The organism is Enterobacter sp. BIDMC 26 (assembly GCF_000534435.1).
GTDB classification, from domain to species: domain Bacteria; phylum Pseudomonadota; class Gammaproteobacteria; order Enterobacterales; family Enterobacteriaceae; genus Enterobacter; species Enterobacter ludwigii.
Genome location: NZ_KI973182.1, coordinates 2534783 through 2547948 on the forward strand (window position 1 = coordinate 2534783; position 13166 = coordinate 2547948).

Consider the following 13166-nt stretch of genomic DNA (forward strand, 5'->3'; position numbering starts at 1 on the left):
AGGTGAATGCCCGTGGATTATCGATCTTCGTCACAGAATAACTTTACCGTTTCAGCACCTTTTGCACTATTGCCATAAAGCTGATTGTGCAAAGTAACGTAATAGCGTTTTGTACAAGGAAATCATCATGCTCCATCCGCGAGCCAGAACCATGCTCTTACTGGCAATACCGGCGCTGATCATTGGCGTTGCCTCAAGTCTGGTGCTCATTGTCGTGATGAAAGTCGCGTCGGTGTTGCAGGCGATGTTATGGACGGCGCTTCCTGCACAACTGGGCGTCAGTGTGGATTCGCCGGGATGGATCATGTTGATGCTGACGCTCACCGGCGTTGCGGTGGGTCTGGTGATCCGCTTTAGCCCCGGGCACGCCGGGCCTGATCCGGCGCTTGAGCCACTGATCGGTGCGCCCGTTCCCCCCTCGGCGCTGCCGGGGCTGATTATCGCGTTGATCCTGGGTCTGGCGGGCGGTGTCAGCCTTGGTCCTGAACACCCCATCATGGCGGTAAACATTGGTATGGCGGTCTTTCTTGGTTCGCGCATTTTACCCCGGGTCGGTGCGCTGGACTGGACCATCCTCGCCTCTGCAGGCACCATCGGGGCGCTTTTCGGCACGCCCGTTGCCGCCGCCCTTATTTTTTCTCAGACGCTTACCAGCAATAACGACGTCCCGCTCTGGGATAAACTCTTTGCGCCGCTGATGGCCGCTGCGGCTGGCGCGCTCACGACCAGTCTGTTTTTCCATCCTCATTTCTCACTCTCTCTGCCCCACTACGGTCAGATGCATATTGCCGATATTTTCAGCGGTGCCATCGTCGTCGCGATCGCCATTGCACTCGGGATGATTGCGGTATGGTGCCTTCCGCGCCTGCACCGTCTGATGCACCGGCTGAAGCACCCGGTGCTGATTCTGGGGGCGGGTGGTCTGATGCTGGGCGTATTAGGGGCTATCGGCGGAACGGTAACGCTGTTTAAAGGCCTTGATGAAATGCAGCAGTTGGCTTTCAGCCAGGTGTTCAGCGTGTCTGATTACCTGCTGTTTGCGCTGGTTAAACTGGCGGCGCTGGTGGTGGCTGCAGCATGTGGGTTCCGCGGTGGGCGTATCTTCCCGGCGGTGTTTATCGGCGTGGCGCTGGGGCTGATGCTGCATGAACATGTGGATGCGGTGCCGGCAGCGATAACGGTCTCTTGCTCAATTCTGGGGCTGGTGCTGGTGGTGACGCGCGATGCGTGGCTGAGCCTGTTTATGGCGGCGGTAGTGGTGCCGGATTCAACGCTCTTCCCCCTGCTCTGTATCGTGATGTTGCCCGCCTGGCTCCTGCTGGCGGGCAAACCGATGATGATGGCCTGGCGAAACGACAAGTAATCAGGCGTTATTACGCGCTTCCAGAGCTTTGGTAAGCGCCCCGAGCAGCGGCGGGATATCCGCTTTCGGGAGCATCACCTCAATCAACGAGAGCTGCTCGTGGTGCGCCACTTTTTCAAGTACATCCGCCAGCTGTTCCGCTTCACTGACCCGCCAGCACTCAGACTGAGGATCGAGGCTCAACGCCTGTGGAATGTACGTCCAGTTCCACAAAGCAATGTCGTTATACCGCTGCTCCGCCCCGTGGATAGCCCTCTCAACCGTGTAGCCTTCGTTGTTGAGCACCAGAATAATGGGGTGCTGTTTATCACGCAGCATCGAGCCTAGTTCCTGAATGGTGAGCTGGGCCGCGCCATCCCCCGTTAGCACAATCACGCGTCGGTTCGGGCATGCGGTTTGTGCACCAAACGCCGCCGCCAGCGTGTAACCAATCGAGCCCCACAGCGGCTGGACGATAAAATTCACATCAGCCGGTAAACGCAGATCAATCGCGCCGAAGGCGGATGTTCCCTGGTCGGCAAGGATAATGTCCCCCGGGCGAATAAAGGTTTGCAACGTTCTCCAGAAATTCTCCTGGGTAAGCGAACCGTCCGGCTGCGGGAACGGTATTGCGCCGGATGATGACGACATAAGGCCAGCATGCACGTGCTGTTTGCAGAGTTCGACCAGCGTCTCAATCGCCTGGTTCATTGGGATGCCGGTAAACCAGACATCCCCGACGCGTGCGGCATGCGGCTGGACTTCAATGGTTTGCGCAGGGGTAAGCTGGTGCGTGAACCCCGCCGTCAGGGTATCGGTAAAACGCGTGCCAACACACAATACCGTGTCAGCCCCTTCAATCGCCTCTTTTACCGCACCGGTGCTGGCTGAACCACTGTATGTGCCGTAAAAACCCGCCTGACGCTCGTCGAATATCCCTTTCCCCATCAGCATGGTGGCATGGGCCATCGGTACCTCTTTCACCCACTTCTGTAGCGCATGCTTCAGGCCATGGCGCAGAACAAGGAAGTCGGCCAGCAGCGCGGTACGTTTGCTCATCGCCAGTTTGTTCTCAGCAGCATCCCGGAACGCTTTCAGGCAGGCGCTATCGGCATGAGCCTGCTTATGAGTGAGAGCGTTTACAGGCGGCGTGGCGGCTTTTTTTGCCACATCGGCGGGTAACATCAGATAACCGGGGCGACGTTCCCGAAGCATGGTTGTCAACACACGGTCGATTTCATAACAGGCATTTTGTTCGGTAAGGACCGCCTGTGCGACGGTGATCGGCTCACTCATATGATAAAAGTGACGGAACTCCCCATCCCCCAACGTATGATGCAGCAACTCTCCCCTTTGCTGTGCCGCCGTACCCGGCGCCCCCACTATATGTAAAACCGGGACATGCTCGGCATAGCTGCCGGCAATGCCGTTCATGGCACTTAACTCCCCAACGCCGAATGTGGTCAGCAGCGCGGCAAAGCCCTTACATCGGGCGTATCCGTCAGCGGCATAGGATGCGTTCAGCTCATTGGCACAGCCCACCCAACAAATATCCGGGCTGTCTATTACGTGGTCGAGAAACTGCAGGTTATAGTCGCCCGGCACGCCAAACAGATGATCGGCACCACAATCTGTAAGACGGTCCAGCAGGTAATCGGCGACGCAGTATGGGGTTCGCATAACAGGTGTCCTTCTGACGTTGACCTCACTTTGAGTATTAAAGAAGCGTGATGGCTGTCCAGAATTGGTCGTAAGAAGGGCATGGAAAGAATGCTTTACAAAAAAGGCTGCGCTATGCTCTTTTTTTCACGTTAATGTAAACGTATACACTGATTTTTCCTTTCAGCGCCAGAGGGCATCAGAATGGGTTACCAGCCGGACAAAAATCGTTATCAGACAATGCAGTATCGCCGCTGCGGGCAAAGCGGACTCAAGTTGCCCGCCATCTCACTCGGGTTGTGGCACAATTTTGGCGACGCCACGCTTGTCGAAAACAGCCGTCAACTTTTACAACGCGCGTTCGATCTGGGTATTACGCATTTCGACCTTGCCAATAATTACGGTCCTCCTCCCGGCTCAGCCGAACGTAATTTCGGTCGCATTTTGCAGGAAGATTTCCTGCCATGGCGCGACGAGCTGATCATCTCGACCAAAGCGGGTTATACCATGTGGGATGGCCCCTACGGCGACTGGGGGTCACGCAAATATCTGGTTGCCAGCCTGGATCAAAGCCTGAAGCGTATGGGGCTGGAATATGTGGATATCTTCTATCATCACCGTCCTGACCCACAAACGCCACTGCTGGAAACCATGAAAGCGCTTGACCATGTGGTGCGTCAGGGAAAAGCCCTTTACGTCGGGTTATCAAATTACCCTGCAGAACAGGCCCGCAAGGCTATCGATATCCTGAACGACCTTGGGACGCCGTGTCTGATCCACCAGCCGAAATATTCGATGTTTGAACGTGCGCCAGAGGAAGGCCTGCTGGACGTGCTGCAGGAAAAAGGCGTCGGCTGCATTCCCTTCTCGCCGCTGGCGGGGGGACAGCTGACTAACCGCTACCTGAACGGTATTCCTGCAGACTCGCGTGCGGCAAGCGGCAGTAAGTTCCTTAACCCCGATCAGATCACCGAAGAGAAGCTGGAGAAGGTTCGTCAACTGAACGCGCTGGCGGAAAGCCGCGGCCAGAAACTGTCACAGATGGCCCTGGCCTGGATTTTACGCCACGAGTCGGTAACGTCAGTCCTGATTGGGGCCAGTAAAACTGCCCAGATTGACGATGCCGTGGCAATGCTGGAAAACCGCCATTTCTCGGCGGAAGAACTGGCAATCATTGATGGGATCCTGAACAGCTCAAAATAAAATCACTTTTAGCAAAAAGTGCTCTCATTCATGAATTAGGAGTTGAGGCGATGAAACGAGCCTTTACCAACTCGTAATATTGCGTTAACAGGCCCCACAAAGGCCCCGATCGTGAAGGAGAAAGAGTATGTTCAGGTCACTGATTCTTGCAGCGGTATTACTGGCTTCGGCCCCGCTGATCGCCACTGCGGGCGAAATCACCCTGTTGCCATCAGTTAAATTACAAATTGGCGATCGTGACGACTACGGCAGATACTGGGACGGTGGCTACTGGCGCGACCGTGATTACTGGAACCGTCACTATGAGTGGCGCGGCGACCGCTGGCGCAGACATGATAATGGCCTGCATCGCGGCTGGTACAAAAACAACGCCTATGAGCGTGGTTACCGTGAAGGCTGGAACGATCGTGACGACCGCCGCGGTGGCTGGGGTCACGGTGGCAGAGGACACGGTGGTCACGGCCATCATCACTAATGCATCATCAGTAATGCATTATCAGTAATGCAAAAAGGAGCCTCCCGGCTCCTTTTTCTTTGGTTCAACGCGACGCTATAACCCCAGAGCAGTGCCGACCAGGAGCCACAGATTCAACGACACCACTACCGCCACAATGACCCAGCCGGTTCGTTTCACCAGCGTGCTATTCACCAGTTCGCCCATCAGGCTTTTGTCACTGGTAAAGATCAGCAGCGGCACCAGTGCAAGCGCGATACCAAAACTCAGCAGTACCTGGCTCATGACCAGAATTCTCGTGGGATCCAGCCCCATCAGAATCACAACAAAGGAGGGCAGCATGGTCACGGAGCGACGAACCCAAAGCGGAATGTGGAAACGGACAAAGCCCTGCATCACCACCTGCCCTGCCAGCGTCCCCACAACCGTTGACGAGAGACCGGCCGCCACCAGGCTCAGCCCGAATATCGTGGCAGCAGCGTGGCTCAGTAACGGCTCCAGCGTAAGGTATGCCTGGTCGAGATCGGCAATACCGGTGTGACCGTTAAAATGGAAAGCGGCGGCAGCGGTCGCCATCATCGCCAGGTTCACAAAACCGGCAATGGTCATGGCGATCGCCACATCCCATTTCGTCGCAGAGTAACGCTCTTTGCGCGTCCCGCCGTGCAGGTGCTGAGTCAGCGAGGAATGCAGGTAAATGACATGCGGCATGATGGTTGCGCCCAGCACACCGGCGGCCAGGAACACCGCTTCAGAGGTTGGCAGGCTCGGGATAATCATCCCTTTGCTGAGCTGTGCCAGATTCGGCTGAGAGAAAATCAGCTCGACGATATAGGCCGCCGCCACAAACAGCAGCAGCCCACCGATAACTTTTTCCAGCGGTTTTTGACCGCGACGCTGCAGCATCAGGATCAGGAAAGTGGCAATCCCGGTGAGCACCGCGCCCTGAAGCAGCGAGACGCCGAGGATCAATTTAAAACCAATCGCGGCCCCGATGAATTCGGCGAGGTCGGTTGCCATGGCGATAATTTCCGCCTGAACCCAGTAAAGCCATACCGCCGGACGCGGATAGTGATCGCGAATTTGTTCAGCCAGGTTTTTGCCCGTGGCAATCCCCAGCTTCGCGGACAGCATCTGAATCAACATGGCCATCAGGTTAGCCCACACGACCACCCAGAGCAGCTTATAGCCGAAGCTGGCCCCGGCCTGAATATTGGTCGCAAAGTTACCTGGATCGATATAGCCGATGGCAGCAATGAACGCAGGTCCCATTAACGCGAACCGCAACTTGCGCGCTGCTCTGCCACTGCTACCCTCTACGCGACTGTTTGTCATTTCTGCCTCTGGAAATATAGCCTTTGCTATGTTTAATGCTATCAAAATGAGAATGATTATCAAGATCATTTAGTGAGTTTATAGTGATTTCTCTGATAGCTTTGAACAATAGACGGGCGGGTAAGGTGGGGCGATCTAACAAAACCTGCAATCGCGCACGCTTTTGTGAAGACTAGCACACAAACTTAACTTTTCACGCATTTACCTAACATAACAAAAATGTATTGTGGATCACTAATTTTGAGACTCGTCACAGGATGTAACTATAGTGTGTCCTTGATCTCGTTTTCTTTTCGCTTGTTACATAGAATGTGCACGAAAATTAAACCTGCCTCATATTTGGAGCAAATATGGACCGCGTCCTTCATTTTGTCCTGGCACTCGTTGTCGTTACTGCGCTTGCGTTACTGGTCAGCCATGACCGTAAAAAAATCCGCATCCGCTTTGTTGTTCAGCTTCTCGTTATTGAAGTTTTGCTCGCGTGGTTCTTCCTGAACTCCAACGTGGGGCTTGGCTTCGTAAAAGGCTTCTCCGAAATGTTCGAAAAACTGCTCGGATTCGCCAACGAAGGGACGAACTTTGTCTTCGGTAAAATGAACGACGAAGGTCTGGCGTTCTTCTTCCTGAAGGTACTGTGCCCTATCGTCTTCATCTCTGCGCTGATCGGTATTCTGCAACACATTCGTGTTCTGCCCGTCGTTATCCGCGCCATTGGTACCGTACTCTCTAAAGTTAACGGCATGGGTAAACTGGAATCGTTCAACGCCGTCAGCTCCCTGATCCTGGGTCAGTCTGAGAACTTCATCGCCTATAAAGACATCCTCGGTAAGATGTCCCGCAACCGCATGTACACCATGGCAGCCACCGCAATGTCTACCGTCTCCATGTCTATCGTGGGTGCGTATATGACGATGCTGGAACCTAAATACGTGGTTGCCGCGCTGGTCTTGAACATGTTCAGTACCTTTATCGTTCTCTCTCTGATCAACCCGTACCGTGTTGACGAAGGCGAAGAGAACCTGCAGATGGCAAATCTGCATGAAGGTCAGAGCTTCTTCGAAATGCTGGGTGAGTACATTCTGGCTGGTTTCAAAGTGGCGATTATCGTTGCGGCGATGCTGATCGGCTTTATTGCCCTGATTTCTGCTCTGAACGCCCTGTTCGCAGCGGTTCTGGGTATCTCCTTCCAGGGCATTCTGGGCTACATCTTCTACCCGGTTGCTTGGGTGATGGGTGTTCCTGCACATGAAGCGCTGCAGGTAGGCAGTATCATGGCGACTAAACTGGTCTCTAACGAATTCGTTGCGATGATGGATCTGCAGAAAATTGCCAGCACGCTCTCGCCACGCGCGGAAGGCATCCTGTCCGTGTTCCTGGTCTCCTTCGCTAACTTCTCTTCCATCGGTATTATCGCCGGTGCGATTAAAGGTCTGAATGAAGAACAGGGTAACGTGGTTTCTCGCTTCGGTCTGAAGCTGGTTTACGGTTCTACGCTGGTGAGCGTACTGTCTGCCTCTATTGCGGCACTGGTACTTTAACACCTGCAGCGAAATAAAAACCGGGAGCTCAGCTCCCGGTTTTTTTATGTCCGTAATTCATTAAGCGGTTTGGGTTTGCCAATCAGGTAACCCTGCAGATAGTCGACCCCGAAGTGAAGCAGCTTCTCCCGCTGTTCCGGCGTTTCAACATATTCGGCCACCACACTCAGCGATTTCGTCTTCGCCAGGTTGCAAATCGACTGCACGATCATCGCATCCATATCGTCGGTACAGATATCTTTCACAAAGCACCCGTCAATTTTGATGATGTCCGCCTGCAAACGTCTGAGACGTTCGTAGTTGGCATATCCGGTGCCGAAATCATCAATCGCGATCCGGAAACCGCAGTCCCGCAACTGCTGAATGTTTTTGATACTGCTGCCCGAATTAGAGAAAGCCTGCTCTTCGGTGATCTCAATCACCACCGCCTGTGGTGCAACCCCATAGCGTTCAAAGAGCGAGCAAATCTCGATGGCCACCTCTTTTTGCATCAACGTCAGGGGCATCAGATTGACAGAAAAACGCACTCCGGCATGCGTCGCTGGATGATCGCGCAGCCACACCAGTAATTTTTCCATCACGCACATGTCGAAGCGGTGGCTCAGGTTAAACTGGGCTATCAGGGGTATAAAGCGGTCTGGGGTGATGATCTCGCCCTCGCTTTCCATGCGCGTCAGTATTTCGTAATACCCGCTACCATCTGCCTTCTGGATTGGCTGGGCGTATAAATGAAACTGTCCGGCATCCAGAGCATGTTTAATGCGTGCTAACATCAAAACCCGCTCGGTTGTTTGTCCTGATGCCACCTCGAGGCTATTGGTGAGCGCCAGTACATTATGCGCTCCGCAAGATTGCTCAGCCAGCCAGCTGAGCTGCCCCAGCGTATGGTGTAACTTCTCACCGTTCTCAACCATTCCCCAGGAAGCGCCAAATTCAATATCCAGCCCGGTGTTGTTCCAGACAATCTTACGGCTGTTCAGCTGATCGACCATATGCTGCAGGCGCTCAGCGGTTCCCGGCCCCAGCAATACCAGCACCAGTTCGCTGCCCGGGAGCTGGAAAAGCCGCTCATCTTTTTGCAAAAATGGCTGCAGCGAGGTGGTCACCATCCGTTTGCAATGTACCCGCATAAGAATGCCGTAGTGACGACTCAAGAACTCGAGGTTGTCCATTCGCAGACAGCACACTTTGGCATCAGGGTGGTCCTGCAGAAAATCTTCCAGTGCACGAATGTTCGGTAAACCGGTCAGCGGATCGGTTAGCGCCCTGTCCTGCCAGTCCTGCTTCAGCCACTCGCTGCGCTGATAAATCCGCGACATATAGAGCAAACAGATGGCGAAAGAGATAAGGACAGACAAAATAAAGGAGAGCGAATGGCCTGACTCCACGCCATTGAGGAAATTATAGTTATAGGTCAACAGCAGAAGTGCGGATGCCGCCCAGAAAAGAGAAATGAGCGCGTAGCTCAGGCGACTGATCCCTAACGTAAAGAGAATAAAAATCACTGGCATTAAATAGCCCGCAATAATAGGTGACTCAAAAGGAGCACATAAAATTGCGAGGATGACGATTAAAAGCATCAGCCAGACTAATATATATAGCGATTTCTTTTGAAAAAACACGGGCTTCACACTGCGTCGCCAGAAGGTGATGGCATAACGTGGATTAATTATCATTCTTAACGGGTAATAGAACATCATGGTAAATATCAACGCCGCGCAGATCAGACTTTGTATATCGACTACGTTATAAATTGCGGTACCTTCACCGAAGAAGGTTGAGATAGTAACCGGGAAATGGAACAAATAACCTGCCAGGTACATCGACACTTTTATGCCTATCGGTACCATAAAGCCGAGCCAAAATATCCGTAACCCAATATGCTTGTTCGGCACGCAGTAGCGCCAGCGCTTGCCCAGTATGATCCTGAGGATGCCGCACCCCGCAAACACCGAGAACGTCTGACAGAACAATAAAACTGAATATTGTAGCGGTGCTAAATCAATGCTGAATATATTAGTGATAGTAAAACTTAACAGAACAGGAATAACCGCCCGACGCCCAAATACCAGAATAACCGCCAGCATTACGCTTAAAGGCAGCCATGCTAAATATACGTCATGACCATTAACAACAGCGCGCGGAGAGATATAACGGGAGAATGGCACCGCAACCAGGCAAAGCGCCAGGGCAGTTATAAATATCTTTACATTATTGTAAGTTTTTCTATTCATTAAGTTAGATAATCTATTTTCCATTCGTATCATTGACCGGATGGATAATAGGTTTATTAATTGCGCGAATCAAGTTGAAGTCTATTTATAGACCGCTTTATTGATTTTGATTGAGGTGAGGTACAAAAACACCTCTATTTCAGCAACAAATTAGGGTGAAGAGTTTTACAAAAGCATAAAAAAACCCCCGTCTTTCGACGAGGGTTCAAATTTTGGTGGAGCTAAGCGGGATCGAACCGCTGACCTCTTGCATGCCATGCAAGCGCTCTCCCAGCTGAGCTATAGCCCCACATGTTGACTTTACTGACCGCACTCTGTTGGGTTCAGAGTGTGGTGGAGCTAAGCGGGATCGAACCGCTGACCTCTTGCATGCCATGCAAGCGCTCTCCCAGCTGAGCTATAGCCCCATCGTAAAGCTGTCATGTTGACGGGCGGCATAATATGAATTCCGCTGCGGAGTGTCAACGGCAAAATCAATGACGGCGGTTCAATCGCCGAAAAATCATGCAAATGAATCACTTTGCGAGTCTGCTCGCAGTCATGAGTTAAGCCTGTCACATTTTCCTCTAAAACGGTGCTATAAAATGAGCCGTTAATTAACCCCACGAATATTCAGGAAATTGCATGATCAAGGAACGAATGACGCCAGAAGAGTTAGCCCTGCTCACTGGCTATAGCCGCCAGACCATCAATAAATGGGTACGCAAAGAGGGTTGGATTACATCGCCAAAACCAGGAGTCCAGGGCGGCAAAGCGCGTCTGGTGCACGTTAATGAAAAAGTGCGTGAGTTTATCCGCAGCGCGCGCCGGGCAAGTGAAACGTCTGAGATACCAGAAAGTGCCAGCCATGATGGCTCGCTTCACTCCCTGCTCCTGACGCTGGCAAATGAAATGACGCCGGAAGAGCAAAGGCAGATGACATCACTGTTACTGCGGGAAGGGATTACCGGATTGTTGCAACGTTTAGGGATACGCGACCAGAACTGATATGAAAAGATTCCGTAGCAAAATGACCACAGAAGAGCTGGCAGAAAATTTGGGTGTTGCACGGCAAACGGTGAACCGCTGGATACGCCAGCAGGGATGGAAAACCGAGGGCGTCAATGGGGTGAAAGGCGGACGTGCACGGCTGATTCACATTGATGCCCGCGTGAAGGAGCACATCATGAGCCTCCCGGCTGTCCGTAACCGTCAGGCGGTGTACCATCTGGCGGAGGTGACATCGTTGTACAGTGACCCCTCCTCTACTTTGCGTCCTGGGATCATCGAGACGCTGGAGAATATGACGCACCTTGAGCAGGAGCGTCTGGATGCCTTACTAAAGCGTGAAGGGATATGCGGCTTTCTTGCACGTCTCGGCATTGCTGAATTTAATGCATAAAAAAACGGCAGGTCTCCCTGCCGTTTTTCATGGTTCAGGCGTTATTACTGCTGGTTTTCGCGCTCAGTAATAAAATCCAGCGCCTTGTTAATGCGCGCTACGCTGCGTGATTTACCAATGGCATGAACGGTAACATCGAGTGCCGGAGACTGACCCGCACCGGTGACTGCCACACGCAGTGGCATACCCACTTTGCCCATACCAACTTCCAGCTCATCTGCCGTCGCCTGAATGGCATGATGCACATTCTCGGCAGTCCAGTCAGTCATCGCCACCAGTTTGTCACGCACCACTTCGAGTGGCTGACGCGCAACCGGACGCAGGTGCTTCTTCGCCGCGTCCGCGTCGAACTCGTCAAACTCTTCATAGAAGTAGCGGCAGCTTTCAGCGATCTCTTTCAGCGTTTTGCAACGCTCGCCGAGCAGTTTCACCAGTTCCGCCAGTTCAGGGCCAGTACGAGTATCAATATTTGCCTGCTCGATGTGCCACTGCAGGTATGTCGCCACATATTCCGGCTGCATGGTATTGATGTAGTGGTGGTTCAGCCAGAGCAGCTTATCAGTGTTAAACGCGCTCGCAGATTTGCTTACCGCGCCCAGAGAGAACAGATTGATCATCTCTTCACGGCTAAAGATCTCCTGATCGCCGCTCGACCAGCCCAGACGCACCAGATAGTTCAGAAGCGCTTCCGGCAGATAGCCGTCGTCGCGGTACTGCATGACGCTGACCGCACCGTGGCGTTTAGACAGTTTTTTGCCGTCGTCGCCATTGATCATGGACACGTGCGCATAGACCGGAACAGGGGCGTTCAGCGCTTTCAGGATGTTGATTTGACGTGGGGTGTTGTTGATATGGTCTTCGCCGCGGATAACATGCGTGATTTCCATATCCCAGTCGTCAACCACAACGCAGAAGTTATAGGTTGGGGAACCGTCGGTGCGGCGGATGATCAAATCGTCCAGCTCATGGTTGCTGAATTCGATCGGGCCACGGATCTGGTCGTCAAAAATTACCGAGCCGTCCTGCGGGTTAGCAAAACGCACCACGCACGGTTCATCAGCAGCATGCTCGCTATGGTCATGGCGGCAGCGGCCGTCATAACGCGGTTTTTCACCCTTCGCCATCTGATCTTCACGCAGCGCATCAAGGCGTTCTTTGGAGCAATAGCATTTATACGCTGTACCCGCGACCAGCATCTCATCAATCACGGCGTTGTAGCGGTCAAAACGTTTGGTCTGGAAATACGGGCCTTCGTCCCACTCCAGATTCAGCCAGTTCATACCATCCATAATGGCTTCAATTGCTTCCGGCGTGGAGCGCTCGAGATCGGTGTCTTCAATACGCAGTACGAACTCACCTTTGTTGTGGCGTGCAAAAAGCCAGGAATAGAGAGCGGTACGTGCACCACCGACGTGCAGATAGCCTGTCGGGCTCGGCGCGAAGCGAGTTTTGATTTTCATGAAATGGCCTTACGTTATAAAGATGCCGGCAATCGGCAAATCCTGGGAAAAAAACAATGGGCAATATTCTATCACTGTGGGGGGATTCCTCAATGTTGATCCCTTTATCGTGAGGGAGTTTGCGATTTTTGTTTAGAAATCATGCGTCATCGCCCGTTTCGCGATCGTTTTGTTTAATTTTACGACGAACGAATAAAAACTTTAGAAAATGCGTTGACTCATTTTCAACTCTCCCTATAATGCGACTCCACACAGCGGGGGTGATTAGCTCAGTTGGTAGAGCATCTCCTTTACACGGAGGGGGTCGGCGGTTCGAGCCCGTCATCACCCACCATCTACTTAAGTAGACTCGCAGTGTAGATAAGTATTGAGATTGGGCGATTAGCTCAGTTGGTAGAGCATCTCCTTTACACGGAGGGGGTCGGCGGTTCGAGCCCGTCATCGCCCACCATCTACTTAAGTAGACTCGCAGTGTAGATAAGTATTGAGATTGGGCGATTAGCTCAGTTGGTAGAGCATCTCCTTTACACGGAGGGGGTCGGCGGTTCGAGCCCGTCATC

At 52.7% G+C, this 13166-nt stretch carries 10 protein-coding genes and 4 tRNA genes; 8 read left to right on the forward strand and 6 right to left on the reverse strand.

Annotated features, from left to right (window positions below; all coding sequences use genetic code 11):
- Positions 1-127 precede the first annotated feature (127 nt).
- Positions 128-1363: an ion channel protein gene (locus L462_RS11530; RefSeq protein ID WP_020883101.1), complete on the forward strand. Its 1236-nt coding sequence runs from the start codon at positions 128-130 to the stop codon at positions 1361-1363.
- Here L462_RS11530 and ipdC read toward each other — a convergent pair whose 3' ends face one another.
- Positions 1364-3022 carry an indolepyruvate decarboxylase gene (ipdC, locus tag L462_RS11525; RefSeq protein ID WP_032678647.1) on the reverse strand — a complete coding sequence of 553 codons (1659 nt, stop codon included), beginning with the start codon at positions 3020-3022 and terminating at the stop codon, positions 1364-1366.
- Between the two features lie 183 nt (positions 3023-3205).
- Here ipdC and mgrA point away from each other — a divergent pair, with 183 nt between their 5' ends.
- A complete protein-coding gene (gene mgrA, locus L462_RS11520) occupies positions 3206-4204 on the forward strand; it encodes an L-glyceraldehyde 3-phosphate reductase (RefSeq protein WP_032678648.1) in 999 nt (332 codons plus the stop codon).
- A gap of 127 nt (positions 4205-4331) precedes the next feature.
- Positions 4332-4679 carry a DUF2502 domain-containing protein gene (locus tag L462_RS11515; RefSeq protein WP_014171067.1) on the forward strand — a complete coding sequence of 116 codons (348 nt, stop codon included), beginning with the start codon at positions 4332-4334 and terminating at the stop codon, positions 4677-4679.
- A 75-nt stretch (positions 4680-4754) separates the two neighbouring features.
- Here L462_RS11515 and L462_RS11510 read toward each other — a convergent pair whose 3' ends face one another.
- Positions 4755-5993 (reverse strand): Nramp family divalent metal transporter, encoded by a 1239-nt coding sequence (locus L462_RS11510; RefSeq protein WP_020883097.1) that lies wholly within the window; start codon positions 5991-5993, stop codon positions 4755-4757.
- Between the two features lie 350 nt (positions 5994-6343).
- On the opposite strand from L462_RS11510, the gene L462_RS11505 reads away from it, so the two are divergent.
- Positions 6344-7531 carry a NupC/NupG family nucleoside CNT transporter gene (locus L462_RS11505; protein ID WP_014171069.1) on the forward strand — a complete coding sequence of 396 codons (1188 nt, stop codon included), beginning with the start codon at positions 6344-6346 and terminating at the stop codon, positions 7529-7531.
- Positions 7532-7575: 44 nt separating this feature from the next.
- On the opposite strand, the gene L462_RS11500 is transcribed toward L462_RS11505, so the two are convergent.
- The 3 genes from L462_RS11500 to L462_RS11490 all read right to left on the reverse strand — a co-directional run bounded on the left by L462_RS11500 (position 7576) and on the right by L462_RS11490 (position 10172).
- Complete coding sequence (locus tag L462_RS11500; RefSeq protein ID WP_025203504.1) at positions 7576-9765, reverse strand: sensor domain-containing phosphodiesterase; 2190 nt, start codon at positions 9763-9765, stop codon at positions 7576-7578.
- Positions 9766-9978: 213 nt separating this feature from the next.
- A tRNA-Ala gene (locus L462_RS11495) sits at positions 9979-10054 on the reverse strand.
- Positions 10055-10096: 42 nt separating this feature from the next.
- Positions 10097-10172: transfer RNA gene (locus L462_RS11490), tRNA-Ala, on the reverse strand.
- 217 nt (positions 10173-10389) lie between these two features.
- On the opposite strand from L462_RS11490, the gene L462_RS11485 reads away from it, so the two are divergent.
- Positions 10390-10752: a YfeC-like transcriptional regulator gene (locus L462_RS11485; protein WP_014171072.1), complete on the forward strand. Its 363-nt coding sequence runs from the start codon at positions 10390-10392 to the stop codon at positions 10750-10752.
- A gap of 1 nt (position 10753) precedes the next feature.
- A complete protein-coding gene (locus L462_RS11480) occupies positions 10754-11146 on the forward strand; it encodes a YfeC-like transcriptional regulator (RefSeq protein ID WP_032678650.1) in 393 nt (130 codons plus the stop codon).
- 44 nt (positions 11147-11190) lie between these two features.
- Here L462_RS11480 and gltX read toward each other — a convergent pair whose 3' ends face one another.
- On the reverse strand, positions 11191-12606 hold the full coding sequence (gene gltX, locus L462_RS11475) for a glutamate--tRNA ligase (RefSeq protein ID WP_032678651.1): 1416 nt from the start codon (positions 12604-12606) through the stop codon (positions 11191-11193).
- A 258-nt stretch (positions 12607-12864) separates the two neighbouring features.
- Here gltX and L462_RS11470 point away from each other — a divergent pair.
- Both L462_RS11470 and L462_RS11465 read left to right on the forward strand, forming a co-directional pair.
- Positions 12865-12940: transfer RNA gene (locus tag L462_RS11470), tRNA-Val, on the forward strand.
- A gap of 41 nt (positions 12941-12981) precedes the next feature.
- Positions 12982-13057, forward strand: a tRNA-Val gene (locus L462_RS11465).
- Positions 13058-13166 lie beyond the last annotated feature (109 nt).